The organism is Cohnella candidum, assembly GCF_003713065.1.
GTDB classification, from domain to species: domain Bacteria; phylum Bacillota; class Bacilli; order Paenibacillales; family Paenibacillaceae; genus Cohnella; species Cohnella candidum.
The window spans coordinates 1,921,148-1,947,455 of record NZ_CP033433.1 but is presented as its reverse complement, the minus strand read 5'-3'; the positions used below and the strand labels follow the sequence as shown (position 1 = coordinate 1,947,455).

Annotated in this window: 31 protein-coding genes; 30 read left to right on the top strand and 1 reads right to left on the bottom strand. The window is 59.6% G+C overall.

Annotated features, from left to right (window positions below):
- Positions 1 to 19: 19 nt before the first annotated feature.
- The 24 genes from EAV92_RS09150 to EAV92_RS09040 all read left to right on the top strand — a co-directional run bounded on the left by EAV92_RS09150 (position 20) and on the right by EAV92_RS09040 (position 21,125).
- Entirely contained in the window at positions 20 to 844 is an 825-nt protein-coding gene (locus EAV92_RS09150) for a CheR family methyltransferase (protein WP_123040798.1), read from the top strand.
- A gap of 52 nt (positions 845 to 896) precedes the next feature.
- Entirely contained in the window at positions 897 to 1,058 is a 162-nt protein-coding gene (locus EAV92_RS24520; RefSeq protein WP_164472704.1) for a hypothetical protein, read from the top strand.
- A gap of 91 nt (positions 1,059 to 1,149) precedes the next feature.
- Complete coding sequence (gene aroC, locus EAV92_RS09145) at positions 1,150 to 2,319, top strand: chorismate synthase (protein WP_123040797.1); 1,170 nt, start codon at positions 1,150 to 1,152, stop codon at positions 2,317 to 2,319.
- Positions 2,319 to 3,434 carry a 3-dehydroquinate synthase gene (gene aroB, locus EAV92_RS09140; RefSeq protein ID WP_123040796.1) on the top strand — a complete coding sequence of 372 codons (1,116 nt, stop codon included), beginning with the start codon at positions 2,319 to 2,321 and terminating at the stop codon, positions 3,432 to 3,434. Before aroC ends, aroB begins: the two co-directional genes overlap by 1 nt.
- Positions 3,431 to 3,799 carry a chorismate mutase gene (aroH, locus tag EAV92_RS09135; protein ID WP_123040795.1) on the top strand — a complete coding sequence of 123 codons (369 nt, stop codon included), beginning with the start codon at positions 3,431 to 3,433 and terminating at the stop codon, positions 3,797 to 3,799. Before aroB ends, aroH begins: the two co-directional genes overlap by 4 nt.
- 298 nt (positions 3,800 to 4,097) lie before the next feature.
- A complete protein-coding gene (gene trpE / locus EAV92_RS09130) occupies positions 4,098 to 5,642 on the top strand; it encodes an anthranilate synthase component I (RefSeq protein WP_123040794.1) in 1,545 nt (514 codons plus the stop codon).
- A 24-nt stretch (positions 5,643 to 5,666) separates the two neighbouring features.
- Positions 5,667 to 6,728 (top strand): anthranilate phosphoribosyltransferase, encoded by a 1,062-nt coding sequence (gene trpD / locus EAV92_RS09125; RefSeq protein ID WP_123040793.1) that lies wholly within the window; start codon positions 5,667 to 5,669, stop codon positions 6,726 to 6,728.
- Positions 6,718 to 7,530 carry an indole-3-glycerol phosphate synthase TrpC gene (trpC, locus tag EAV92_RS09120; RefSeq protein WP_123040792.1) on the top strand — a complete coding sequence of 271 codons (813 nt, stop codon included), beginning with the start codon at positions 6,718 to 6,720 and terminating at the stop codon, positions 7,528 to 7,530. The genes trpD and trpC overlap by 11 nt, the downstream gene beginning before the upstream one ends.
- The gene (locus EAV92_RS09115; RefSeq protein WP_123040791.1) at positions 7,527 to 8,216 is read left to right on the top strand and encodes a phosphoribosylanthranilate isomerase; all 690 of its coding nucleotides are present in this window, start codon (positions 7,527 to 7,529) and stop codon (positions 8,214 to 8,216) included. Before trpC ends, EAV92_RS09115 begins: the two co-directional genes overlap by 4 nt.
- The gene (gene trpB, locus EAV92_RS09110) at positions 8,213 to 9,421 is read left to right on the top strand and encodes a tryptophan synthase subunit beta (protein WP_123040790.1); all 1,209 of its coding nucleotides are present in this window, start codon (positions 8,213 to 8,215) and stop codon (positions 9,419 to 9,421) included. The genes EAV92_RS09115 and trpB overlap by 4 nt, the downstream gene beginning before the upstream one ends.
- The gene (gene trpA, locus EAV92_RS09105; protein WP_123040789.1) at positions 9,418 to 10,260 is read left to right on the top strand and encodes a tryptophan synthase subunit alpha; all 843 of its coding nucleotides are present in this window, start codon (positions 9,418 to 9,420) and stop codon (positions 10,258 to 10,260) included. Before trpB ends, trpA begins: the two co-directional genes overlap by 4 nt.
- A 113-nt stretch (positions 10,261 to 10,373) precedes the next feature.
- Positions 10,374 to 11,465, top strand: a complete 1,092-nt coding sequence (hisC, locus tag EAV92_RS09100; RefSeq protein WP_123040788.1) for a histidinol-phosphate transaminase — start codon at positions 10,374 to 10,376, stop codon at positions 11,463 to 11,465.
- A gap of 4 nt (positions 11,466 to 11,469) precedes the next feature.
- The gene (locus tag EAV92_RS09095; RefSeq protein ID WP_123040787.1) at positions 11,470 to 12,597 is read left to right on the top strand and encodes a prephenate dehydrogenase; all 1,128 of its coding nucleotides are present in this window, start codon (positions 11,470 to 11,472) and stop codon (positions 12,595 to 12,597) included.
- Between the two features lie 450 nt (positions 12,598 to 13,047).
- Positions 13,048 to 13,647, top strand: coding sequence for an RNA polymerase sigma factor (locus tag EAV92_RS09090; protein WP_206424296.1), 600 nt, complete (start codon positions 13,048 to 13,050; stop codon positions 13,645 to 13,647).
- The gene (locus EAV92_RS09085; RefSeq protein ID WP_123040786.1) at positions 13,644 to 14,243 is read left to right on the top strand and encodes an anti-sigma factor family protein; all 600 of its coding nucleotides are present in this window, start codon (positions 13,644 to 13,646) and stop codon (positions 14,241 to 14,243) included. The genes EAV92_RS09090 and EAV92_RS09085 overlap by 4 nt, the downstream gene beginning before the upstream one ends.
- Entirely contained in the window at positions 14,240 to 14,854 is a 615-nt protein-coding gene (locus EAV92_RS09080) for a histidine phosphatase family protein (protein WP_123040785.1), read from the top strand. The genes EAV92_RS09085 and EAV92_RS09080 overlap by 4 nt, the downstream gene beginning before the upstream one ends.
- 136 nt (positions 14,855 to 14,990) lie before the next feature.
- Positions 14,991 to 16,220 carry a hypothetical protein gene (locus tag EAV92_RS09075; RefSeq protein WP_164472703.1) on the top strand — a complete coding sequence of 410 codons (1,230 nt, stop codon included), beginning with the start codon at positions 14,991 to 14,993 and terminating at the stop codon, positions 16,218 to 16,220.
- Between the two features lie 111 nt (positions 16,221 to 16,331).
- A complete protein-coding gene (locus EAV92_RS09070) occupies positions 16,332 to 16,514 on the top strand; it encodes an IDEAL domain-containing protein (protein WP_123040783.1) in 183 nt (60 codons plus the stop codon).
- A 145-nt stretch (positions 16,515 to 16,659) separates the two neighbouring features.
- Complete coding sequence (locus EAV92_RS09065; RefSeq protein WP_123040782.1) at positions 16,660 to 17,124, top strand: DUF2487 family protein; 465 nt, start codon at positions 16,660 to 16,662, stop codon at positions 17,122 to 17,124.
- Positions 17,125 to 17,339: 215 nt separating this feature from the next.
- Positions 17,340 to 17,876, top strand: a complete 537-nt coding sequence (locus EAV92_RS09060) for a Rieske (2Fe-2S) protein (RefSeq protein WP_123040781.1) — start codon at positions 17,340 to 17,342, stop codon at positions 17,874 to 17,876.
- 19 nt (positions 17,877 to 17,895) lie between these two features.
- A complete protein-coding gene (gene qcrB / locus EAV92_RS09055; protein WP_123040780.1) occupies positions 17,896 to 18,567 on the top strand; it encodes a menaquinol-cytochrome c reductase cytochrome b subunit in 672 nt (223 codons plus the stop codon).
- Positions 18,568 to 18,592: 25 nt separating this feature from the next.
- Entirely contained in the window at positions 18,593 to 19,462 is an 870-nt protein-coding gene (locus tag EAV92_RS09050; protein WP_123040779.1) for a c-type cytochrome, read from the top strand.
- 90 nt (positions 19,463 to 19,552) lie between these two features.
- Positions 19,553 to 20,197 (top strand): DUF1405 domain-containing protein, encoded by a 645-nt coding sequence (locus EAV92_RS09045; RefSeq protein ID WP_123040778.1) that lies wholly within the window; start codon positions 19,553 to 19,555, stop codon positions 20,195 to 20,197.
- A 70-nt stretch (positions 20,198 to 20,267) separates the two neighbouring features.
- Positions 20,268 to 21,125: a sporulation protein YpjB gene (locus EAV92_RS09040; RefSeq protein WP_164472702.1), complete on the top strand. Its 858-nt coding sequence runs from the start codon at positions 20,268 to 20,270 to the stop codon at positions 21,123 to 21,125.
- On the opposite strand, the gene EAV92_RS09035 is transcribed toward EAV92_RS09040, so the two are convergent.
- Positions 21,079 to 21,948: a YitT family protein gene (locus EAV92_RS09035; RefSeq protein ID WP_123040776.1), complete on the bottom strand. Its 870-nt coding sequence runs from the start codon at positions 21,946 to 21,948 to the stop codon at positions 21,079 to 21,081. The two genes, EAV92_RS09040 and EAV92_RS09035, sit on opposite strands and share 47 nt — an antisense overlap.
- A 112-nt stretch (positions 21,949 to 22,060) precedes the next feature.
- On the opposite strand from EAV92_RS09035, the gene EAV92_RS09030 reads away from it, so the two are divergent.
- The 6 genes from EAV92_RS09030 to bshA all read left to right on the top strand — a co-directional run bounded on the left by EAV92_RS09030 (position 22,061) and on the right by bshA (position 26,289).
- On the top strand, positions 22,061 to 22,429 hold the full coding sequence (locus EAV92_RS09030; RefSeq protein WP_123040775.1) for a nucleotide pyrophosphohydrolase: 369 nt from the start codon (positions 22,061 to 22,063) through the stop codon (positions 22,427 to 22,429).
- A gap of 51 nt (positions 22,430 to 22,480) precedes the next feature.
- Positions 22,481 to 23,056: a tetratricopeptide repeat protein gene (locus EAV92_RS09025; protein ID WP_164472701.1), complete on the top strand. Its 576-nt coding sequence runs from the start codon at positions 22,481 to 22,483 to the stop codon at positions 23,054 to 23,056.
- Positions 23,057 to 23,065: 9 nt separating this feature from the next.
- Positions 23,066 to 23,869: a 4-hydroxy-tetrahydrodipicolinate reductase gene (gene dapB, locus EAV92_RS09020; protein WP_123040773.1), complete on the top strand. Its 804-nt coding sequence runs from the start codon at positions 23,066 to 23,068 to the stop codon at positions 23,867 to 23,869.
- A 21-nt stretch (positions 23,870 to 23,890) separates the two neighbouring features.
- On the top strand, positions 23,891 to 24,313 hold the full coding sequence (locus EAV92_RS09015) for a methylglyoxal synthase (protein ID WP_123040772.1): 423 nt from the start codon (positions 23,891 to 23,893) through the stop codon (positions 24,311 to 24,313).
- Complete coding sequence (gene bshB1 / locus EAV92_RS09010) at positions 24,310 to 25,020, top strand: bacillithiol biosynthesis deacetylase BshB1 (protein WP_123040771.1); 711 nt, start codon at positions 24,310 to 24,312, stop codon at positions 25,018 to 25,020. The genes EAV92_RS09015 and bshB1 overlap by 4 nt, the downstream gene beginning before the upstream one ends.
- 105 nt (positions 25,021 to 25,125) lie before the next feature.
- Entirely contained in the window at positions 25,126 to 26,289 is a 1,164-nt protein-coding gene (bshA, locus tag EAV92_RS09005; RefSeq protein WP_123040770.1) for an N-acetyl-alpha-D-glucosaminyl L-malate synthase BshA, read from the top strand.
- The last annotated feature ends 19 nt before the right edge of the window (positions 26,290 to 26,308 follow it).

The window sequence follows — 26,308 nt, the reverse complement described above, 5'->3', positions numbered from 1 at the left end:
CGGGGGAGAACGGGAGTTCATGGGAGACCCGGGAGCATCGAATGCCAGAGGATTTTCCGAAGATGAAGATTTCGCGAGGTTTATCGCGAACATCAAGAAATCCACTTCCATCGACTTATCGCAATATAAAGAAAACCAGATGCGCAGAAGGCTGACGACGCTTCGCATGAAGCACGGCTACGAAACGTTCGCCGAGTATTACGCGGCGTTGATGATGCATTCGAAGCTGCTGGACGAATTTCTGGACCGCATGACCATCAACGTCTCCGAGTTTTGGCGGAATCCGAATCGCTGGCAACTGCTTAAGCAGCGGTTCTTGGAGCCTCTGGCGCAGAACCAACAGCGTCTTCAGGTGTGGAGCGCGGCTTGTTCGACAGGCGAAGAACCGTACACGCTCGCCATGCTGGTCGATTCGCTGGGCGCGCTCGAGCGCACCTCCATTATGGCGACGGACATCGATGAGCTCGTTCTCGCGAAAGCGAAAGAAGGTTTGTATTTGGAGCGTTCCATGCGGGACGTGCCTCCGGAATACCGGCAACGCTACTTCGAACAGACGGGCGTCCATTTCCGCGTCGCGGATAAGCTCAAGAAAGCGGTGAAATTCCAGAAGCAGAACTTGCTGCTGGATCCTTTCCCGGACCGCTATGATCTGATCGTGTGCCGGAACGTCATGATTTACTTCACCGAAGAAGCCAAAGCCGGGCTGTACCGCAAGTTCGCCGGGGCCCTGAAACCGAACGGGATCCTCTTCGTCGGCAGCACGGAGCAGATTTTCAACCCCGGCCAATACGGGTTGGAGGCGGCGGACACGTTTTTTTACCGGCGTTCGGCAGGCGGCGTATGAGACTGGGGTTCCTCCGCGGATACTAAGGATATCTTTCCAAGCGGAGGGAACCATGGACAAGCGCAAAGTCATCGCCGCGTACCGGAACGGATTGATTTCCGTGCAGGAATGCGCGCAGATCCTGGGCGTGGACAACGTTCAGCTCATCCGTCTGATCCGGGAAGCCGGCGACGCGCATAGAAGAATGCCAGTGAAGCAGTCCGTCCGTTCGTGACGGGCTCTTTTCTTGTCAAACGCTTTAACGCTGTACTATAATGAACAAAACGCATATGCGGGTTTCGAGGAACACGAGGGAGGAACCGGAGTTGAGTTTACGCTATTTGACAGCAGGGGAGACGCACGGTCCGCAGCTGACGGCCATTATCGAAGGCCTGCCCAGCAACCTGGAGCTGGATTTCGAGGCTTTGAATTTCCAGCTGCAGCGCCGGCAGAAGGGGCACGGCCGCGGACGTCGGATGCAAATCGAGACCGACACCGCCCAAATCGTCGGCGGCGTCCGCCACGGACGCACGACGGGAGCTCCGGTCGCGCTCGTCGTGGAGAACAAGGATTGGAAGCATTGGACCACGGTCATGAACGTAGAGCCGATCGAGGGGAACGACGAAGCCAAGCGGCGCGTTCATCGTCCCCGTCCGGGCCATGCGGACTTGAACGGCGGATTGAAATACAACCTGAAGGACCTGCGCAACGTGCTGGAACGCTCCAGTGCGCGCGAGACGGCGGCTCGCGTGGCCGTCGGCGCGATCGCGCGCCAATTTCTCGAGAAGTTCGGCATCAAGGTGGCGGGTCATGTCGTGTCGATTCGCGACATCGTCGCCGAAACGCCGAATCTGCCGATCGACGAGCTGATCCGGGTCACCGAGGAATCCCCGGTGCGCGTGGCGGATAAAGCGGCCGAGCAGCGCATGATCGACTTGATCGACCAAACGAAAGCGGATGGAGACACGATCGGAGGCACCGTGGAGTGCATCGTCGAAGGCGTTCCGGTCGGCTTGGGCAGCCACGTGCAGTGGGACCGCAAGCTGGATGGAAGGATCGCGCAGGCGGTCATGTCGATCAACGCGTTCAAAGGCGTGGAAATCGGCATCGGCTTTGAAGCCGGGCGCCGTCCGGGCTCTCTCGTGCACGACCCGATCCTGTACAGCGAAGAGAAGGGCTATCATCGGGCTTCCAATAATGCTGGCGGCTTCGAAGGCGGCATGACGAACGGGGAGCCGATCGTCGTGCGCGGCGTCATGAAGCCGATCCCGACGCTCTATAAACCTCTCGCCAGCGTCGACATCGATACGAAAGAGCCGTTCACCGCACAAGTCGAACGTTCCGACGCTTGCGCGGTTCCGGCGGCCAGCGTCGTGCTGGAGCACGTCGTGGCATGGGAAGTCGCCAAGGCTTTCCTCGAAAAATTCGGCGGCGATTCGATGGAAGAAATCCAGGCGAACCTGGAGAACTACAAGCAGCAGATGGCGGAATACTGATGGCAGGCGCGACGAGGGAATTGACCGTCGATCTCGGCGAACGTTCCTACCCGATCCTGATCGGAACGGGTTTGCTCGCCTCCGCCGGAAGTTTGTTCGCCGAACGGGGCTTTCCCGTCAAAGCGCCGATTCTTCTCGTAACGGATGCGTCGGTTGAGGAACGGTACGCGCCGACGGTCGAGCGGTCGCTTCGCGAAGCCGGTTATACCGTGAGCCGCGCCGTCGTCGCGTCCGGGGAGTCGTCGAAGTCGCTCGCGGTATTCGACGACTTGATCACGGCCGCGCTGGAAGCGGGCCTTGACCGGAAGTCGACGGTGATCGCTCTCGGAGGCGGAGTCGTTGGGGATTTGGCCGGCTTCGTCGCGGCCAGTTACATGCGCGGCGTCCGGTTCGTCCAAATGCCGACGACGATTTTGGCCCACGACAGCAGCGTAGGCGGCAAGGTGGCGGTTAACCATCGCTTGGCCAAAAACATCATCGGAGCCTTTTACCAGCCGGAATTCGTCCTCTATGATATGGATACGCTTCAGTCCTTGCCCATTCGCGAGGTGAGGGCGGGCCTTTCCGAAGTGATCAAGCACGGTTTGATCTGGAACGAGAGCTTCGTGCAATGGTGCGACGACAACGCGGCGAAAATGTTGGCCCTCGATCCGGATACGCTCGGCTACGCTTTGTACGAGGGCTGCAAGGTCAAAGCGGCCGTCGTATCCAAGGATGAGCGGGAGAACGACCTTCGCGCGATCTTGAATCTCGGCCATACGATTGGCCACGCCCTGGAGGCGGTTGCCGGTTACGGCCAGCTTCTGCACGGGGAAGCGATCGCGATCGGCATGGTCGGTTCCGCCCGTCTCGCGGCGCGGTTCGGCTATGATCCAAAGATCTCGGCAGAGACGGAGCGGATTTTCCGCAAATTCGGTCTGCCCGTTCGGATTCCGTCCGGCATCGACCCGGACGCCGTAATGAAAGCGATGCAGCATGACAAGAAATTCACGGAAGGCAACATGGTGTTCGTCGTTCCGACGTCGCTGGGCAGCGTGGAAATCCGCAGCGATGTGCCGGCGGCGTGGGTGAGGGAGATCGTGGAGCAATTGCGGGAGGAGAACGGGGAAGCATGAGCACGAGAGGGATTCGAGGCGCCATCACGGTGGACGCCAATGACGAAAAACAGATTTTGGACGCATCGATCGTCTTGTTGAACGAAATCGTCGCGGTAAACCGGATTCAGCCGGAAGACATCGCCTGCGTCTGGGTCACCGTCACGCAGGATTTGGACGCCACGTTCCCGGCGCGCGCCATTCGCCAAATGGCGGGCTGGGAGCTCGTTCCGCTTATGTGTTCGGTCGAGATCCCGGTAAAGGGAAGCCTCGCGCGCTGCATCCGCTTGATGGTGCTCGTGAACACCGACATGTCGCAGGCCGAAATTCGCCACGTCTATTTGGGCGGCGCCCAGGCGCTCCGGCCGGATTTGTCGGCGAAATAACCGGACCTCATTCGATTGACGGTTTTTTCATGCCATGATATAGTGTAAACATTCGCAGCGCGGAACGGTCGGCCGGAGGGTCGATCACTTACGCGAAATGCGAGCCGAGCAGAGTCGAGTAGAGTAGAGGAACCGTATCCGTTGGCAGCGTCATAGCCGAAGCGGACAGGCGGCGTTTATCCGTTCGCGCCTTCATGCGCGTTTTCGGAACGAACTCTATTGTAACCACGGCATCTCTGCGGAGCAGAGGTGCTTTTTTATTTTCCGTTCGGCAATCGGGCTTAAAGGAGAGGGACAGATGGATCAGCAGGAGCTTCAAGGCGTGATCAGAATGGCGGGAACCTATAACGTCATCCCCGTCGTGCGCAGGTTAATGGCCGACACGGAAACGCCGATCCGCGTGTTTCAACAGTTCAGGCGGGATCGCAGGGCGTTTCTGCTCGAAAGCGTGGAAGGCGGCGTCAAATGGGCCCGCTATTCTTTCATCGGCACCGACCCGTTCCTGGTCATGCGGCTCAAACGCGGCGAGGTATCGTTCGAGCAAGGCGGCGTTACCGACAAGATCCGGACGACCGATCCGCTGGGGCTGATCCGGGAGAAGCTTAGAGCGTACCGCAGTCCCGCCCTTCCCGAGCTGCCCCCGTTCACCGGAGGAGCGATCGGATTTTTCGGCTACGACCTGCTGCAATATTACGAGAAGAAGCTGCCTCCTCACCGCGTGGACGATTTGAACATGGACGATATGAACTTCATGTTCTGCGACAAGGTCATCGTATTCGACCACCTCAAGCAGCAGGTGCTCGTAATCGGAAACGTCCACGTGCGCGAAGGCGCGACCGACCGCGACATCGAAGCCGCCTACCGGGAAGCGGTAGCGGGCATTGAAGCGACGATCGAACGGCTTCGCCGGCCGCTGCCGTTGGTCGAATCCAGAGGGGCACCGCCGCAGGATCCGGAGCTCGGAACGATTCACTCCAACCTGTCGAAAGAGCAGTTCCTCTCCAACGTCGAACAGGCCAAAGAGTATATCCGGGCCGGCGACATTTTCCAAGTCGTGCTTTCCCAGCGGTTCCACATCGAGACGGAAGTTGATCCGCTGCAGGTTTACCGGGTGCTCCGGACGATGAACCCCTCCCCTTACATGTACTGCCTGAAGCTGGACGACGAGATGATCGTCGGCACTTCCCCGGAAGCGCTGGTCAAAGTGGACGACGGCAAGCTGGAAACCCGTCCGATCGCCGGAACGCGGCCGCGCGGCAGAACGCCGGAAGAGGACGAGGCGCTGGAAAAGGAATTGCTGGCCGACGAGAAGGAAAGAGCCGAGCACGTGATGCTGGTCGACCTGGGCCGCAACGACCTGGGCAGGGTTTCGGAATACGGCACCGTCAAATGCGACAGCTACATGCAGATCGAGCGTTACTCGCACGTCATGCACATCGTCTCCAACGTCACGGGCAGGCTTCGCAAAGATAAGGATTTCTTCGACGCCTTCCTGTCCTGCCTCCCTGCGGGGACGGTGTCCGGAGCTCCGAAGCTGAGGGCGATGGAAATCATCGCGGAGCTCGAAAACGAGGCGAGAGGCGCTTATGCGGGAGCGATCGGTTACCTGGGCTTCTCCGGAAGCCTGAACACGTGCATCACGATCCGCACGATCATTTTCAAAAACGGCAAAGCCTACGTGCAAGCCGGGGCGGGTATCGTGTGGGATTCCGTGCCGGAGAAAGAATACGAGGAAACGGTCAATAAAGCCAAAGGGATGCTGAAAGCGATCCGCGCGGCGGAAGCCGCCTTCCCGCCGCTCGCCGCGGCCGGGGACCGCAGGACGAATCTGGATTACGATTGAAATCGCGAACGGAGGAGAATCGGGATGGAACTGTTGACGGGTAACGGCAAGACGTTGTTCGGCATTCCGCAAGGATTGGCCGCGGTGACCGGCGGAAGGGACCTGACGAGGGAGGAAGCTTTCGAGATCATGACCGCGATCATGCAAGGGGAAGCGACGTCCGCGCAGATCGGCGCCATGTTGATCGCGCTGCGCATGAAAGGCGAAACCGTCGACGAGATTACCGGCTTCGCCGAGGCGATGCGTTCGTTCTCCAGCCGCGTTCAGACCGAGAATGCCGATCTGCTCGACACATGCGGCACCGGCGGCTCCGGCATCCACAAATTCAACATCTCCACCGCATCCGCGATCATCGCGGCGGCCGCCGGAGCCCGCGTGGCCAAACACGGCAACCGGGCGATGTCGGGCAAAGCCGGCAGCGCGGACGTGCTGGAAGCATTAGGCGTGAACATCCAGCTGACCGCGCAGCAGGCGGCGGATTGCCTGGCCCGCGAGAACATCTGCTTCATGTTCGCGCAGCTGTACCATCCCGCGCTGAAGCACGCAGCCGCGCCGCGGAAAGAACTCGGCGTGCGGACCATTTTCAACATGCTCGGACCGCTCGCGAATCCGGCGAATGCCGACCGGCAGCTGATCGGCCTGTACGACCGCACGAAGACGGCGACGGTCGCCGAAGTGCTCGCCCGGCTGGGGCTGAAGCGGGCGATGGTCGTCGGCAGCTACGACGGCCTGGACGAAATCAGCCTTTCCGCGCCGACGCAGGTGTCGGAGCTGAAAGACGGCGAAGTGAAGACGTACGACATCACGCCGGAAGAGCTGGGATTGATGACCGTGCCTCTCGGCGCGGTGCAGGGAGGCGACGCGGCGACGAACGCCGCGATCATCCGCCGCGTGCTCGGCGGCGAGAAAAGCCCCTACCGCGACGTCGTCCTGGCGAATGCCGGAGCTTGCATCTATGTGTCCGGCCGGGCCGCGACGCTTCAGGACGGCGTGAAAGCCGCCGCGGAAGCGATCGATTCCGGCAAGGCCGAAGGGAAACTGCGGCAATGGGTCGCCACGACGGGAGAATTGAACCATGTTTCTTGATAAAATCGTCGCCACCAAGAAGGAAGAAGTCGCAGCCCTGCAGGAGAGGCTGTCCGTGACCGAAGCGGAGAAAGCGATCTCGGAGCTGCCGCCGTGCCGCGGCTTCGAGAGCGCGCTTCGCAACCGCCGCCGTCCGGTCGGCTTGATTGCGGAAGTGAAGAAAGCCAGCCCGTCCAAAGGGCTGATCCGCCCCGATTTCCATCCCGTCACGCTGGCCCGCTCCTACGAGTCGGCGGGCACGGACTGCATTTCCGTCCTGACGGATGAACGATATTTCCAAGGAAGCAACGAATATTTGACGCAAATCCGCGAAGCGGTTTCCGTGCCGCTGCTCCGCAAAGACTTCACGATCGACGAGCGGCAGATTTACGAAGCGCGCCTTATCGGCGCCGACGCCATTCTGCTCATCGCGGCGATCTTGACGCCGGCCCAACTGGCTTCGTTCCATGGGTTAGCCCGCGGCATCGGGCTCGACGTGCTCGTCGAGGTGCACGACCGGGCGGAGCTCGAAACGGTGCTGGAGTTCGGCCAAGCGACGCTGATCGGCGTCAATAACCGCAACCTCAGCACGTTTGAGACCGATCTTCGCGTGACCGAGCAGCTGATCGGCCTTATGCCCTCGGGCGTCGTCGCGATCAGCGAGAGCGCGATCGGCACGCCGGACGACATCGCCTTCGTTCGCAAGGCAGGAGCGCAAGCCGTACTCGTCGGCGAGCACTTCATGCGCCAGCCCGATCCGGGCGCCGCGGTGGAAGCGCTGCTGGGTCCGGCGGCGGAACGGGAAGAAGGCGTGCAGCGATGACGCCGGAAACCGCCAAGCCGCTGGTGAAAATTTGCGGACTTCGCGACGAGCACACCATTAGGGGAATGCAAGGGATGCCCGTCGATTTCGTCGGGTTCGTGTTCGCGCCGAGCAAGAGGCAAGTGACGGCGGAGCAGGCGGCCGGCCTGCTTAAGGCCGTGTCCGAAGTCACCATGAAGGAAGGCCGGCGCCCCCGTGCCGTCGGCGTGTTCGTGGATCCGACGATGGAGCAGCTCGCGGAGGTGCTGGACCAAGCACCGCTCGACGTCGTTCAGTTGCACGGACGCGAGACGCCGGCGTTCTGCCGCGAGATAACCGAGAGGTTCGGCGTCGAAGTGTGGCGCGCGCTGCCGGCCGATGCAGAGCATGAGGACGGAGCGCTCGGCTTGACAGGAACGGACCGGTTGGCCGATTATGAAGGAATCGTGTCCGCGGTCCTGATCGATACGGCGGGCGGCGGAACGGGCCGGACGTTCCGGTGGGATCTCATTCCCGCCTACCGCGACAAAGCGCAAGCCCACGGCTTGCGGCTGTTCGTAGCCGGCGGACTTACCGCGGACAACGTAACGGAACTGATTTCCTCTTACAGGCCGGACGGCGTCGACATATCGAGCGGCGTGGAGACCGACGGCTCCAAAGACCTAACCAAAATCGCGGCCTTCGCGGAAAGGGTGTACCGAACATGATGCAAGTACCGGACCAGCACGGGCGATTCGGCCCGTTCGGCGGCAAATACGTGCCGGAAACGCTGATGAACGCGCTTATCGAACTCGAGGACGCGTATAACCGATATAAAGACGATCCGGATTTCCTGGCGGAGGTCCGTTATTTGTTAAAGCAATATTCGGGGCGCCCGACGCCCCTCTATTACGCGGAACGGTTGAGCCGGCACGTAGGCGGACCGAAAATCTACCTGAAGCGCGAGGACCTGAACCATACCGGCGCTCACAAGATTAACAACACGATCGGCCAAGCCGTGCTCGCCAAACGGATGGGCAAAAAGAAAGTCATCGCCGAAACGGGCGCCGGCCAGCACGGCGTGGCGTCGGCCACCGTCGCCGCCTTGATGGGCCTGGAGTGCAAGGTGTTCATGGGCGAGGAGGATACGAAACGCCAGCAGTTGAACGTCTTCCGGATGAAGCTGCTCGGCGCCGAAGTCATTCCGGTCATGTCCGGCACCCGGACGCTGAAGGACGCCTGCAACGAAACGCTGCGCTACTGGGTCAGCAACGTGAACGATACTTACTATATCCTCGGTTCGGCGACCGGTCCGCATCCGTATCCGATGATGGTCCGCGACTTCCAGCGGGTCATCGGGCTGGAAACGCGCGATCAGATCCTGGAGGCGGAAGGCCGTCTTCCGGACGCGATCATCGCGGCCGTCGGCGGAGGCAGCAACGCGATCGGCATGTTCCATCCGTTCGTCGGTGATGCCGGCGTGAAACTGATCGGCGTCGAAGCCGCTGGGCGCGGCGTCGACACGGAAGAGCACGCGGCGACGATGACCAAAGGCCGTCCCGGCGTTTTCCAGGGTTCGATGAGCTACGTCCTGCAGGATGAAGGCGGACAAGTGCTGCCGGCGCATTCGATTTCGGCCGGCCTCGACTATCCCGGCATCGGGCCGGAGCATTCCTATCTCAAGGACATCAAGCGGGCGGAGTACGTGCCGATTACCGATGCGGAAGCTCTCGAAGCGCTGAAGCTGCTCTCCCGCACGGAAGGGATCATCCCCGCGCTGGAATCGGCGCACGCCGTCGCCCAGGCGCTCAAAACCGGACGTTCGATGAAGCAAGACGAGATCCTCGTCATCAACTTGTCCGGACGGGGCGACAAGGACGTCGAATCCATCCTGAAGTACGAAGCGGAAGCGGAAGGGGGCCATCAGCAATGAGCGCTGCCATCACGACGAATGCCATTGACGAAGTGTTCGCGCGTTTGAAGGAGTCGGGCGAAACGGCCCTCATCCCGTTCATGACGATGGGCGACCCCGACCTCGAGACGTCGGTCGCGCTCGTTCAGGCTGCGGAAGCGGCGGGAGCCCACATGATCGAGCTCGGCATCCCGTACTCCGATCCGCTGGCCGACGGCCCCGTCATTCAGCGGGCTTCCGAGCGGGCGTTGAAAAACCGCATCTCCCTCACCGATTGCATCGGGGTAGCTTCCAAGGCACGGGAGAAGGGAGTGCGCATGCCTTTTATCATTTTCACGTATTTCAATCCCGCTCTCCAGCTCGGCTTGGAACGTTTCTTCGGGCTTCTCCAAGAGAACGGCTTCAGCGGGGCGATCATTCCCGACCTCCCGATGGAAGAAGACGCGGAAACGAAAGAGATCGCGGACCGGCACGGGATCCATCTCATTCCGCTCGTGGCGCCGACCTCGGAAGCCAGGGTGGAGCGGATCGCGTCCCGCGCGAGCGGCTTCGTCTATTGCGTGTCGTCCCTCGGGGTAACGGGCGAACGGAGTTCATTCCACGAAGGCATCGGGGCGTTCCTCGCCACGGTACGCAAGGCGGCCAGTGTGCCGATCTGCGTCGGCTTCGGCATTTCGTCCCGCGAGCAGGCGGAGAGTTTGGCCGGCCAGTGCGACGGAGTCATCGTCGGCAGCGCCATCGTGCGCAAGGTTGAAGAGTCGCTGCCGCTTCTCATTGCGGACGATGCGGATCGGAAGGCCGAAGGAATCGCCGCCGTACGTGACTTCATCGCCGCTTTAAAGCCGCAACGCGTCGGTTGAACGATCTTTTCCATCTGTACAGGGCGAATGGGTTGTGTCACAATTGAATCATCATTCCGAAACGGAGCGATCGACGCTCCGTTTTCCATTTAAGCGTTTCAGGAGGTACGTCCATGCAACCGAAACCGAATGTCGCCCATCTGCCGGTGTACCAACCGGGCAAACCCGTCGAAGACGTCAAACGGGAACTGGGCCTGACCGAAGTCATCAAACTCGCGTCCAACGAAAATCCGTTCGGCGCTTCCCCGAAAGCGAAAGAAGCGATCTCGAAGGAAGTCGCCAACATCAGCATCTATCCGGACGGCGCGGCCGTCGAGCTGACCGCGGCCGTCGCCCGCCATCACGACGTCCATCCCGACCAAGTCATTTTCGGAGCCGGCTCGGACGAAATCATCCTCATGATCGCCCGCGCGTACCTGCGTCCCGGCGACGAGACCGTGATGGCCGCGTCGACGTTCCCTCAATACAAGCACAACGCCGAGATCGAAAACGCCGTCATCGTCGAAGTGCCGCTTCGTGACGGGACGCACGACCTGCCCGCGATGTTGGATAAAGTGACGGACCGGACGAGAGTCGTCTGGGTCTGCAATCCGAACAACCCGACCGGCACGATCGTCACCCAAAACGAGCTGGAGACTTTCCTCGCCGCCGTTCCGGCTTCCGTCATGGTCGTCCTTGACGAGGCCTACTGCGAATACATCGACGATCCTACCTATCCGGACGGGTTGGAAGTGCTCAAACGGTACCCGAACGTCGTCGTGCTCCGCACGTTTTCCAAAATCTACGGGCTAGCTTCGCTGCGCGTCGGTTACGGCATCGGCCAACCGGACGTCATCCGCGCGATCAACCAAGTCCGCGAGCCGTTCAATACGTCGCGGTTCGGCCAAGCCGCCGCGCTTGCGGCGCTGGAGGATCAGGCGTTCGTGGAAGAATGCCGCCGCATCAACAAGGAAGGCCTCCGCACGCTGAAAGAGGCGTTCGACCGTCTCGGCCTGGTTTCGTTCCCGGCGTACGGCAACTTCATCATGGTAGACACGCAGCGTCCGGCCGCCGAAGTGTTCGACGCCTTGCTGCGCAAAGGCATCATCGTGCGGGGAGGCCATCGGGGCTACCCGCACCATATCCGCATCACCGTCGGCAGCCCGGAGCAGAACGCGAAAGTGATCGAAGCGCTGGAAGCGGTCCTGCAGGAAGCCAAGGTGTGAGGGCATGAACGGCACTAACGGAGACTTTACGCAAGCGGATCCGATTCGGATCGCGATTTTCGGCGTCGGGCTGATCGGCGGGTCCCTGGCGATTTGTTTCAAAGGAAAACCGGGCGTGACCGTCGTCGGCCACTCGGTGAATCCGGCATCCGCCCGCAAATACCTGGATCGGGGCGTCGTCGACGAGGCGACCGTCTCGATCCGGGAAGCGGCGGAGGGCGCGGACTTCCTGTTCCTCTGCGTGCCGGTCGGCCGCCTCGAGGATTACGTGGACGAGCTGTCGCGTCTGCCGCTCAAGGAAGGCTGCATCGTGACCGACGTCGGGAGCACCAAAGCATCCGTCGTCAGCCATGGCATGAAGTTGAACCGCCAGGGCGCCGTCTTCATCGGCGGGCATCCGATGGCCGGTTCGGAACGTTCGGGCGTGGAAGCGGCGAGCTCCTACTTGTTCGAAAACGCCTATTACGTGCTGACGCCGACGGAAGAGACGCCGCCCGAAGCGCTTGCGCGCCTGCAAGCGCTGCTGAGATGGACCAAGGCGCACATCGTCACGGCGGACGCCCGGCTGCACGACGATATCGTCGGCGCGATCAGCCATCTTCCCCACATGATCGCGGTGGGGCTGGTGAACCAGATCGCCGCCTATAATGAGAGCAACGGGCTTTATGCGAGCCTCGCGGCCGGCGGTTTCCGCGACATCACCCGGATCGCGAGCGGCGACCCCTTAATTTGGCGGGACATCCTGCTGAACAACAAGGCCGTCCTGTTGAAGCTGCTGGACGATTGGGGCACGGAAATGGACAAGTTCCGGTCGCTTCTCGAAAGCGACGACGGGGACGGCGTGGCTGAGGCGTTCAGCCGCGCGGGGCGTTTCCGTTCCGGACTTCCTGAACGGCGCAAAGGCATGATCACTTCTTTGTACGAATGCTATGTGGACGTGCCCGACCATCCCGGCATTATCGGCAAAATCGCCACGGAACTGGGCCAAGCCCGCATCAACCTCAGCAATCTGCAGATCATCGAGAGCCGGGAAGACGTGCCCGGCGTCCTTCGGCTTTCGTTCCGCGAAGAACGGGACAAGGACCAGGCGGTGGCGCTGCTCAAATCGCTCGAATACGCGGTGCATTTATGAAACGGGGGACGGAATCGGCGTATGCCGGTTTCCGTCCCTTCAATTTATGTAAACGCTTATTGACAAAATGAAAACGGATACATATAATAAAAGTACAGTATGGTTTCTCTCCACTCCTATCCAATACTTGCACTCTGTGCGGCCGCCCGTCATGGGCGGTTTTTTTTTGCCTCCCGCTCGAAATATGCGGCAATTCGGAGGATTATGAGAGAATTTCCACTATTTTTATAGGTCTTAAGCATGTAAAATAGGGCAATATCCCCTGCATTTTGAGAAATATTTAAAGTCTTTCCGGCGTGTATTGTGTTACAATTACATGTGGGATTTGTAAAAATCTGGTTTCATCTGATGCAACTGTGCGCGTGAGCGCAACTTTTTCGTTTTTGGCCGGTATAACGTTTTGATGCCGGCTGCGAACGTTCACCCTGTAAGGGGGGGAGGGTCGCGGGTATGTTGACGGATTCCCAATTAATCCGTGAAATCAAGGACGGCAACGTCGAGATGTATTCCGTCTTGATGAACCGTTATCAAAAGAAGATTTTGGCGTTTGTTTATCATATGCTGAAAAGCGCGAAGCTGGAAATGATGGCGGAGGATCTCTGTTCCGAGTCATTCTACAAAGCCTTCCGGAGCTTGCATTCGTTCCGCGAGGTGGATGCTTCTTTTTCGACTTGGCTGTATACGATCGCGCGGAATACGGTGCTGAGCGAGCTGCGCAAGCAGAAATCGGCGCACGTTTCCCTGGACGATACCACCTACATACCCGCCGCTCCGGCGGAAGCGGGCCCCGAACAAAGCCTGCTTCGCAACGAGAAGACGCTGATGGTCCGCGAGGCTATCAACAGCTTGCCGGAGAAACAACGTTCCGCTCTTATTCTGCGGGAATATGAGGGATTGGATTATCAGGAGATCGCCAACATCCTGGATCAGACGGTCAGTTCCGTCAAATCGCTGCTGTTTCGTGCCCGAGCCAGCGTGAAGACGCAATTGGAATCGTACTTCAACGAACCGGCCATGATGAAGGAGTACGAGGAGATGAAACTGCGATGAAATGTGAAGAGACTTCGGAATGGTTCGGCATCTATCACGATCTGCCCGAGCTCTCTCCGGAACGTCTGGCGGTGGACCGCCACGTGGCGGGATGTCCGGCCTGCGAGGAGGAATTCCGGCTGTGGGAGGAAAGCGCGGAGCTGATCCGCGGACTGCCGATCGAAGACGAAGCCCCGGAACGCGAATGGATCGCGGACAGCCTGAACCGGCAGGTCATGGACCGGATTTACGCCGACCACGCTTGGTACATGCCGGCGGTTCGCAAAACCTACGCGTTTACGAACGGCTTCCGGAAGAAGGTCGCCGTACTCTTGGCCGCGCTGCTGGCGGTGTTCGGATGCGGATTCCTCTACACGGCTTGGAATCGTTTTTCCGGCGGACCTGACGGCGGCACGGACGTACTGGCCTCGGTGAACGCCGTTCCCGCGAGCACGGGCGTCAGCACCCAAACCGTCGACGTTCCGGTCGCGAGCCTGAGCGACCCGATCGTGCTGCACGTTTCGCCGGTGATGCCGGAATATTGGGTTGCGTTGTCGCTGCTCGGCATGATCATGATGCTCCTGATCCTGAACTGGTTTTCCCGGGTGCGTTCATGACGGAGAAGGCGACGCGTCTCGGTTGGATCCGGCACGGGATCACGGAGTGGAACAGCTTGGGCAAAATTCAAGGCGTGACCGACATTCCGCTCAGTCCGGAAGGCGAGTTGCAGGCGGAGAAGCTGGCGCGCCGGCTGGAGAGGGAGCAAGGCGGATGGCAAGGCATCGCCTGCAGCGACTTGTCCCGGGCGGCGCGGACGGCGGAAATCATCGCGCAGAGGCTCGGCATCCCGGTCCATCGGGACAGCCGGTTGAGAGAGCGCTCTTTCGGCGCAGCCGAAGGGACGACGCTGCCGGAACGGCTGGCGCGTTGGGGGGAAGACTGGAGGCGGCGCGTTCCGGATCAGGAAAGCGACGAGCAGGTGACGGCCAGAGGGCTGTCGTTCGTGAAGGAATGGACGGAACGCCATGCCGGCGAAGCTTGGCTGATCGTCACGCACGGCAGCTTCCTCGCGAGAATGCTTCACGCGTTGTGCCGGGGCTTGGACGATTCCCATCTGCAGAACGTCTCGCTTACGATTATGGAGAACCAGGGCGAAGAGTGGACGCCGCTGCTCCACAATTGCACCGCCCATCTCGAGGAAGACATGGAACGATCGGTAACGGAATGACTCTATAGAAGTTTCAGCAAGGGCCGGACGGCAAGCGTCCGGTCCTTTTCTCATGTCGCGGGCCGTTGCCTTACGTTTAAACCGGACGGGAGGGGACGATACTGGAAAGTAAATCCTCCTGAAGCGGGGAATGCCGATGAACTTGGCGGATATGCTGTGCTACGCCGACATTGACCAATTGACGCGCATCGCCCAGACCTATGACTGCCATACCGGCAGCCATTCCAAAAACGAGCTCATCCAATCGATCTTGACGGTCATCCACCGGCGCGAAGTGCTGGAAAGCCGAATGGAGGAGATGAGCGGCGACGATTTGCGCTTCCTGAACTCCCTGCTGTTCGAGAACCGAATGGTTTACAGCATGGAAGAATTGAAAGCGCGCGCGATCGGTACCGCCGTAACGGCCGCGGCGGCCGTCTTGCCGGAATCCGGGAAGCCCGCCCCGAAGCCGGATGCGAAAGCGAAAGGAACCCGGTCGAAGAAAAAGCAAGCCGTGCCGGCTGAACCTGCAGGGCCGGAAGACACGGCTCGGCAGACGATCACCCGGTTCAAACGCTTCGGATGGCTGTTTAACGGATTCTCCCAGCAAACCCGTTATCTCTATCAGGTGCCGGAAGACGTGAAACGCCGGCTGTGCGACGCGTTGGAACGCAAATTCCGCCTTCGTCTCGAAGAGCGGGAGGAGCCTCCCGTCTACCGGGACGAGAGAGGGCTGCTCGCGGAAGACCTGACCGTCTTCCTCAAATACGTCAGGGACAACGATTGTCCGCTATCCGTAGACGGCGTCTTGTACAAAAGGCAGTTGGGCCAAGTGCTGGAGCTGATGTCCGTTCGGGAGGAAGGACCAGGCAAAACGGGATGGCGTTTCGGCTATGGCCGGAAGTTCCGCGATTACCCCGACCGGTTCTCTCTGCTCTACGATTTCGCCTACTATGAAGGGTTGATTCGGGAGAATCCGGACCGGTTAATCGTTACGGAAGAAGGGTTGAATACGGCAGACGGGCAGCGGCGCATCGATCCGGCCGAGCTGTACCGATTCTGGCTCCGGGTGTACAAAGGGCCGATCGCCAATCTGACCGCTCTCGTCCAGTGGGTGAACCGCCTTTCGGCGGCCTGGACCACGGTCTCTTCCTTGTTCGAGGTGTTAAGGCCGCTTATCCGTTCCTATTATTTCGACCAAGAGCAGGACGTGCTGGAACGGAGAGTGCTCGGCATGATGATGCATCTCGGCTTGCTCCGCTGGGGGGAGACGTCGTCGGGAGAGGCGCTTGTCAAGATGACGCCGCAAGGGAGCGCCGTCGTATCCGGCATCGCCCTCACCTTTGAAGACACCCTGCGTTTGGAAACGATCGGCCGACCGGGATGAGAGAGCCGATAGGCGGCAGTACATTGACGCGGATGGGGGCCATCGTACGGTGCCGCGTCGGAATAGGTGAATATGCTTTTACTATAAACCGGATTTCGGAGGTGCACCGCAATGGACAACATGAAAGTCGCCTATGAGACGATGCTGGGGCTGGCGGCCGAAATGGTCCTGGACGAAGCGCTGCGCAAATACCGGACAGAAAGCATTTACAAGGCGATTGACGAAGCGCTCGCCCAAGGGGACGCAGGCAAGTTCAAGCAGTTGACGGACGAATTGAAATCGTTCGGTTCATGACCGCTCGCGCAGCCGTTCCGCACGGGAAACCCGCAAGGCCGTCCGGTATGCCGGACGGTTCTTTCTTTTGCTTTTCACGCCTCCGGTTTTCAAGTAGGATGGAAAAGGGGTTTTCGAGAAACGGCAGGAAAGGACATGAGGCTTCATGAAATTCAGCGAACTGGATGAGGTGGGCTGGCCCGATCTTCAAACGTATTTGGACACCTGCCTGCTTCCCGTGACGGGATTGGCGGGAGAAGAAGCTCCGTACGAAATGGCGGAGATGGCGATGGGCGCGGGCGATTGGCTTTTCCCTCTGGAGCAGACGTTCAAAGGGCGCACCGTAACGCTGCCCGCGCTTCATTATTATGACGGGAGCCGGGAATCGGCGGACAAGCTGTCCGCGCTGACGGATTCTTTCCGTTCGTCCGGTTTCCGCTACGTCGTGTTGATCTCCGGCCGGCCGGGACTTCTGGATGGCGTGGCGGGAGCGGATCTCGTCGTCCAGCCCGGAACGGCAGGAGAAAAACCGGATCCCGAAGCGCTGCGCAAGGCGATTTCCGAACTCTGGCGGACGCAGGGGGCGAAGAAATCCGCCGCCGCCGGGGAAGAAGCAGGAGACCGCGAATAGTTTTCGCGGGTTCGGGAGAACAATAGGCAAACCGGGGTTCGGTGAAATGTGACAATTTGAGAACATTTTAGGTTTCCCGTCCGAAGCAAGCGGAGAAACGGGACCTGCCTATTCTTGACGCTCCAAATCGCGTGGGATATTATAGTTATGTCCTTGTAAACAGAAGGGAAAAGTCCGTGTGGGACGCGAGTTTGGTTGGCGAAGGGGGTTGAAGAATGGACCACAATAAGCAGCAAGAAACCGTGCATCAGCCGGTCAAGCGCAAAGAGATGACGCGCCGTCAATTTTTGTCGTACACCCTCGGCGGAGCCGGAGCCTTCATGGCGGGCGGGGCCATCCTGCCGATGATCCGCTTTGCCGTCGATCCTCTTTTGCAGCCTAAGCAAGCAGGCAGTTTCGTGAAGGTCATCGAGGAAAGCAAGGTGACGAACGAGCCGCAGCAGGTGGATTTCAAAGTCCATCAGGTGGACGGCTGGTACGAAAGCGATCCGAAGCTTCAGGCTTGGATATCGAAGGACTCTGCGGGCAAGGTTTTCGCGCTGTCTCCGGTGTGCAAGCATTTGGGATGTTTGATCGGATGGAGCGGCGCTGAAGCGCCTAACCTGTACCACTGCCCGTGCCACGGCGCAAGGTACGACAAGAACGGCAAGAACCTCAAGGTAGCGCCGAAGCCGCTTGACGAGTATCAAGTAAAAGTCGAGGGCGGCTGGGTATACCTCGGACCGCTGGAACCGAACCAGCACGTGAAGTAGAAGGAGGGCGTTTCGTCTCATGTTAAAAGGCATGTATAACTGGATCGACGAACGTCTGGACATTACGCCGATGTGGAGGGACATCGCCGACCATGAGGTGCCTGAGCACGTCAACCCGGCGCACCACTTCTCCGCATTCGTTTATTGTTTCGGCGGATTGACGTTCTTCATCACCGTCATCCAAATCTTGTCGGGTATGTTTTTGACCATGTACTATGTCCCCGACATCATCAACGCTTATTACAGCGTCGATTACCTTCAGCACCAAGTCGCGTTCGGCGCTATCGTCCGCGGCATGCACCACTGGGGCGCGAGCCTCGTTATCGTTATGATGTTCCTACATACCCTGCGGGTCTTTTTCACGGGTTCCTACAAGGCGCCGCGCGAAATGAACTGGGTAGTCGGAATGCTGATTTTCTTCGTCATGCTCGGTCTCGGTTTCACGGGCTACCTGCTTCCTTGGGATAACAAAGCTTACTTTGCCACGAAGGTCGGTCTTGAAATTGCCGGCTCCGTGCCCTACCTTGGCGAATACATCAAGATTTTGATGAACGGAGGCACGATCGTCGGCGCGCAAACGCTGACGCGGTTCTTCGCGATCCACGTGTTCTTCCTGCCCGGCGCGCTGCTGACGCTGCTTGCCGCTCACTTCTTCATGATTCGCAAACAGGGCATTTCGGGGCCGCTTTAAGAGAGAGGAGTGGCAAAATCCACCGATGGCACATAAACACGATCCGAATGAAAAAGTCGTCTTCGTAGGCGACTCGCGGATTCGCAAGCGCGATCGCGCGGCGACTCCTCCGCCGGATTACACGGCGTTTCCCGGCAAATCCGAAGCGTTCATCCCGAACTTCCTGCTCAAGGAATGGATGGTCGGCGTCGTCGTACTGGTCGGATTCCTGGTCCTGGTCATGTCCGAACCGGCTCCGCTCGGCTATCCGGCGGATCCGCTGAACGGTTCCTTCATTCCGATGCCGGACTGGTACTTCCTGTTCCTGTACCAGATGCTGAAGTATCCTTATACGTCCGGAAGCTACGTCGGTTTCGGCGTCGTCGCCATGTCCGGACTGCCTTTCATCGCTCTGCTGCTCGCCCCGTTCCTGGATACGGGCAAAGAGCGCCGCTTCTACCGCCGTCCGATCACTTCGTCCTTGATGGTTCTTTCGCTCGTGGCCATCACTTACCTGACGTGGATTTCTTGGAACCACTACCAGGAAGAGCTGAAGCTGACCGGCACGGTGCCGGAGCATATCGAGCGCGAAATCAAGGCTCGCGAAGCGGTCGAGAAGGGACTTCCCCGCCCGGTACCGGGCAAGGAGAAAATCCCGGAAATGGTGGCTGCGGACGATCCGGCATTCAAAACGATGCAGCAAGCGCAATGTATCGCTTGCCACGGCTCCGAGCTGGAAGGCGGCGGCGGACCCGCGCTGCGCGGCGTCGGCGACCGTCTGAACAAAGAGCAAATCGTCGAGACGATCACCAACGGCCGGAACAACGGAGCGATGCCGTCGTTCAAAGGTCAGCTTACCACGGAACAAATCGATCAAATCGCGACCTGGCTGGAGAAACAGAAAGCAGGCTCGTAAGCATAACGCAACATGAAAAAGCGGCACATAAGTGCCGCTTTTTTCAATGTAAGACGATAACGTCGATTTCTGTGCGAAAGGGCGATTGAGTTGGAACTTCGCTTGCTTTGGTCCCGCGGTCTGCTGATGCACCCGTCCATCCTGTGGCCGATGATGCTCATCTATATCCCGGGAACGGTATACGGCTATTATTGGTACAAAGAGCAGCTCATCTCGACATGGAACGAGCATCCTCACTGGCAGATCGTTTTCGTGCCGGACAGCCCGACCGCTTCCTTATGGTTCGCACTCGCCGTTCTGTTCCTATGGCTTTGGCCCCGGCGGCCGCGCAACCCATGGATCAGAGGGATACGCGGCGTCATCGAGGCGCTGGGGGTCGTGACTTCAGTCAAATACGGCATATGGGCGACGGCGATTATTCTGGCTGGATATTCGCAAGGCTCGGCGCTCGACGGGGCCGCTTGGATGCTGATGATCGGCCATTCGGCCATGGCGGTGTGCGCGCTGCTGTACGCGCGGTTTTTCCGATTCGGCTTATGGAGCTTGCTCGCGGCGGCCCTGTGGACGTTCCTGAACGATACGGTCGATTACACGTTCGACGTGTTTCCTTATTTACCGTCGGAACTCTATGACGATTTAACCGGCGTTTGTATCTTCACTGTATTATTAACGGCATTAAGCGTTGCGGCTGCCTGGGCATGCCGGTTCCTGCCGGCGGATGCCCGCGAAGGTTAAACGCGACGCTCCGACAGCTTGTTCTAAATGCGGACATCCCCTCATACCCTTAGGGCAGGAGGGGATGTCCGTGTTTTGGAGAGCTTGCGCGGCGGCTTGGCTGGCCGCGATTTGGCTGTTTGCTTTGCCGGCCGCCGCAGCCGCGAACGCCGCGCCGGCGAATGCTTCGGTGTCCCCGGAAGCCGAAGCGTTTAACCGATCCGCGGAAGCCTTGTATGCGGCCGCATTAAAAGGCGACATGGCGGAGCTCCGGAAGAGCGTGAGGGAAACAGAGCAGCGGCTGCGTTCTCTTCCGATGAAAGGCGTGGCGTCCGCGGAAGGCATAGAGGCATTGGCGCGCAGCGTTGCGGTAATGAAGCGGGCGATCGCTCCGGTATCGGCCAATCCGGCGAATTGGCAGGGGCCGGCGGCGGAAATCCGGCTGGCCGCGGACGCTCTTGTCCACCCGGACAAGCCGATGTGGCACCGTTACCGCGCCGTGCTCGCGGAAGACGTGCGCGGCATCGGGCAAGCGCTGGAAGACACGGGAGGCATCGCCAAAGCGAAGGAGGCGCTGGGCCGGCTTCAAGCTCATTACGCGATCATTCGGACTTCTGTACTGCTCCGTTCGGAGCCGTATTTGACGGAGCGGGCCGACTCGGTGCTGCGGTACGCGGAGCGCGTGCTCGGCGCGGCAACTCCGGATCCCCGATTGCTTGCCGGTCTCGTTCCTTCTCTTCAAGATGCGATGGAGGGGTTGTTTCCCGGACAGCGGGATACCCAGACGGCCGTGATCGCTCCGGCAGCCGGTCCGCCTTGGGGCTGGTCGGCCCTTATGGGAACGTTCATCGTCACCGTACTGTCGTGGGCGGGCTGGCAGCGATACCGCCGCGCCGAACCCGTCACTCCTCGCGGAAGCCTTCCCCCAGAACGTCGTGAACGTCGCTGATGACGATAAAAGCCCGTTTGTCGTGAAGACGGACGAGGCTTTTTAATTTGCGGATTTCGAACCGGCTGACCACGCAATACACGACGGTTTTGGCGGCTTTGGAATAGGCGCCGACGGCGGGCATCAGCGTGACGCCGCGTTCCAGTTCATCTGTAATCGCCTCGGCCAGCTTTTCAGGCTCCTCGCAGATGATCGTGAACGCTTTGGCCGCATACGCGCCTTCCTGGATGAAGTCGATGATTTTGGAGGAGATGAACACGCTCACGAGCGTGTACAGCACTTTTTCTTTCGGGATGAAAATGAGCGAAGTCCCCAGGATCACGACGTCGAGCGTCAGGATGATCTGCCCCATGCTCCATCCCCGGAGACGGTGGAGGATGCGCGCGATGATATCGACGCCTCCGGTCGTGCCTCCCGCCCGGAACACGAGTCCCAGACCGGCGCCGAGCGTCAATCCGGCATAGAGGACGACGAGGATGAAATCGTGTTCCGTCGTGAAGGGGACGATCCATCCTTTTTCGACCGCGCGTTCCATCACCCACAGAAACAACGACAGAAGCACTGTGCCTCCGATCGTCAGTATCATCGCGTCGCGGCCGAGCTGCCGCCAACCCAGAATGAACAACGGCAAGTTGATGACGAGGGTGGAAATGGACACCGGAATGTCGGCCGCGTATTGGAGCAGGACGGAAATCCCGGTCACTCCGCCTTCCATGAGCAAATTCGGCAATATGAAATACTGCAGTCCGAATGCGTACAGGGCGGTTCCAAGGGCAAGCAAGCTCCAGGTGCGGGCGATATTCCAAAATCGGCGGTTCTTCATGCGCGATATACTCCTTCAGGTCATTGTCGAATGCAGCGGAAAAATGGATTTGTTTTCGCCTACGTCTTACGCTAACATAGGGATGAATGCTGATACAGAAAGGAATCGGAGCATGGGAGAATCCCGTATCGCAGGGCTTCAACTCGCAAACAAACCGCTTTCCGACATTCAACGCGAGGTCGACGCCTACATATCCCAGTTCAAGGAAGGCTACTTCTCCCCGCTGTCGATGCTTGCGCGGATGACGGAAGAAGTCGGCGAACTGGCAAGGGAAGTGAATCATCTCTACGGCGAGAAGCCCAAAAGAAAGGACGAAGCCGACAATTCCATCGAGATGGAATTAGGCGACGTTTTCTTTATCGTCCTGTGCTTCGCCAACGCGCTGGGCATCGATTTAACGAAGGCCCATGAACGCGTCATGCATAAGTTCAATACCCGGGACGCCGACCGGTGGACCCGCCTCAACACCGATACGCCGTAAAATTCATATGCTGTACCATCCCCGGACGAGGAAGGAAGGAGGATGGTCGGCATGGAAACGTACGGTCAGACGGACGGCATGGACGGGGAAACGTGTCTTCGGCAGGCGTATAACGCGATTCTGCATGGGGATTTCGAGTCGGCCGTCCATTGGTTCGCCCAAGCGATCGAACGGGAGCCGGATAACGCATCTTACCATTATAGCGCGTCCGTGACCTGCTCGAGAAGCGGGAAAACGGCGTTGGCCGAATCGTACGCCAAGCGCGCGGTCGAACTGGATCCGGACGATCCGGTCTACGCGCTCAACCTGCGGACGATCGAATCCAGGCGTTTGATCCAGGAGGCCCGGGATTTGCTCGAGCTCCCGGAACCCCGGGCCGCGGATGCGGCGAAGCTGCTGCTCCAAGCGGATAAGCTGGATCCGCTGTCCGCCGAAGCGAAGCTGCTGCTCGGGCTGTCGTACCGGATGATGGGCGACCTGCGGAGCGCCATCGCCTGCATGCGCGAGACGCTGCGCCTTTATCCGCAGCATGCGGAAGCCGCTCGCCTGCTCCAGGAATATCGGGCGGAGCGGCGAAGAATGCTGCAATCGCGATTTTCCCATCCTAAACCTAGAAGAAACAGGTGATACGCACTCATGGCTGAAAGAATTTCCGTTGCGGTAGCCGGCGCCACCGGGCGCATGGGCCGCGAAGTGGTCCGCATGGTTTTGGAAGACGATTCGCTGCGGCTGGCGGCGGCGGTTGCCCGCACGTCGGGCCCGGCTGATGCCGGCTCCCTCGTCGGCAAGCCGGACACCGGCGTGACGGTAACGCCGGACTTGCAGTCGGCGTTGGCTGCCGCCCGTCCTGACGTACTGGTCGATTTCACGAGTCCGAAGGCCGCGATGCCGAACGCCGAGACGGCGATCTCCTACGGCGTTCGGCCCATCATGGGCACGACCGGGTTCACGACGGAACAAATCGACGAATTGGACAAGCAATGCCGGGACAAAGGAATCGGAGGCTTGATCGCTCCGAATTTCTCGATCGGGGCGATTTTGATGATGAAGTTCTCGTCCATGGCTGCCAAATATTTTCCCCACGTGGAAATCATCGAATACCATGGCGACCAAAAACTCGACGCTCCTTCCGGTACTTCCATCAAAACCGCGGAATGGATTTCCCAGAGCAGGCAGGAGCTGAGGCAGGGGAATCCTCAGGAGGAAGAGGTCATCGAAGGGGCGAGAGGCGGCTATTACAACGGATTCCGCATACATAGCGTAAGGCTGCCCGGCGTTTTCGCGCAGCAGGAAGTCATTTTCGGTGCCTTCGGGCAAACGCTCAAAATCCGTCACGATTCCTACGATCGTGCAGGCTACATGCCCGGCGTCAACGTCGCGATCAAGAAAATCATGAACGTGACGGGTATGGTTTACGGATTCGAACATTTCATGGACTGACGGAGAGGAGCTGCACGACCGATGTTGGATATCGCGTTGATCGCGCACGACCGCAAAAAAGACGAGATGGTGAATTTCGTCATCGCCTACGAACACGTGCTGGCGCCCCACCGGCTGTACGCGACCGGAACGACGGGCCAGCGCATCATGGATAGCACCTCGCTGAAGGTGCACCGCTTCATGTCCGGCCCGCTCGGGGGCGATCAGCAGATCGGAGCCCGGGTGGCGGAAAACACGATGGATTTGATCATTTTCCTTCGGGATCCGCTGATGGCCCAGCCTCACGAGCCGGATATCACGGCGCTTCTCCGGCTGTGCGACGTCCAGGGCATCCCGCTCGCGACCAACATCGCGACGGCCGAAATCCTGGTTCGCGCCGTCGACCGGGGAGATTTCGCTTGGCGCGAACTCGTACATAAATACAAGCCGGGGATCGAAGAATGACCGCCGCTTCCACCCACGGACTCGATTTGCTCATATTCGCCGCGCATCCCGACGACGCGGAAATCGGCATGGGAGGAACGATCGTCAAGCATGTCCTCGCCGGCCGCAAAGTGGGCATCATCGACTTGACGTTTGCCGAGATGTCTTCCAACGGAGACGTCGATACCCGGCAGCGTGAAGCCGAGGCGGCCAGCCGGGAGCTGGGCCTGACGGTCCGCGAAAATCTGGGATTGCCGGACCGGCGCCTCGCTTTGGTGCCGGAGCAGCTGGACCCGATGGTTTCGGCCATCCGCCGCCACCGTCCGCGGCTCGTGTTCGCGCCTTATCACGTCGATCGCCATCCGGACCATATCGCATGCAGCCGAATGGCGGAGGAAGCGGTATTCAACGCCAAGCTTCGCCGGTATATGCCGCATGAACCGGCATGGACGGTCGACCAACTCATGTTCTACTTCATAAATGACGTGCATGCTCCCGGCGTTATCGTCGATATTACGGATGTACAGGAACGCAAAATGGCCGCCCTGAGGGCGTACCGCTCGCAATTCGAGCCGTTCGGCGCGCAGGCCGATTGGGTGGAAACACCGCTGACGCGAGGCTATTTGGATAACGTCGCGGCGCGGGACAAGCTGTTCGGCCAGCCCCAACGGATGGCCTTCGCCGAAGGTTTCATCGCCAAAGGCCCCGTCCGTTTCGACCTCTTCTGAAGCACCGCACGGCAAGGCTGGCTTAAAGGTCAAGCCGCCTCTCATACATTAGATAAACGCAAGCCGTTCCCGCGAAGGAACGGATAGGCGGCAAGGAGGAAACCGATGAACCGGCCTCTCAAAATCGGCATCACCTGTTACCCGTCGCTCGGAGGCTCCGGCGTCGTAGCCACGGAGCTCGGCAAAATATTGGCGGAGAAGGGCCATGAAATCCATTTTATCGCCCACAGCATGCCTTTCCGTCTGGGCAAGTTCCAGCGGAATATTTATTATCACGAAGTCGAAGTGACGGACTACTACGTTTTCCGGTACCCTCCCTACGATTTGTCGCTGGCCAGCAAGATGCATCAGGTGGCGCGAAACGTCGGTCTCGATATATTGCACGTTCACTACGCAGTGCCGCATGCCATCTGCGCCTACCTGGCCAAAGAAATGTCCGGGGACGGCCTGAAGGTCGTCACGACGCTGCACGGCACCGACATTACGGTGCTCGCCCAGAACGAAGCGCTCAAAGACATCATCCGTCTCGGCATCCGTAAGAGCGATGCGGTCACCGCCGTCAGCCAAGACTTGATCAAGGAAACGCGCGAGCTGCTCGACATTTCGGAGCCGATCGACCTGACCTATAACTTCGTCGACAAGAGAATTTATTACCCTCGCGAATGCTCGGACCTTCGCCGCGATTACGCGGAGCCGCACGAGAAGGTGCTCATGCACATTTCGAACTTCCGGCCGGTCAAGCGGACAATGGACGTGGTCGACATTTTCGCCAAGGTGAACGCCAAAATCCCGAGCAAGCTCATTCTCGTAGGGGAAGGGCCGGATTTGCCGAAGCTGCAGACGAAGATCGCGAAAATGGGACTGACCGACCGGGTCATTTTCCTCGGCAAGCAGGACGACGTGGCGCAAGTCGTGTCGGTCGCCGATCTCATGCTGCTTCCTTCCGAGAAGGAGAGCTTCGGTCTCGTCGCCCTCGAAGCGATGGCTTGCGGCGTGCCGACGATCGGCTCTCTCGCCGGCGGCATACCCGAGCTGGTGCAGCACGGCGTGACCGGGTATTTGGCTCCGGTCGGCGACACGGATCAAATGGCCGCTTTCGCGGTTGAGCTGCTGCAGGACACCAAACGCTACGCAGATTTTCGCGAGGCATGCCTTCAGCGGGCACGCCACGAATTTTGCGACGCGAAAATCAGCGCGCAATACGAGGAAATCTATTATCGGGTACTCGGGCTTCCCGTGGAAGTGTCGATCCCGGTCTGCCAGGCGTAACGTGCGGACCCCGGAACGG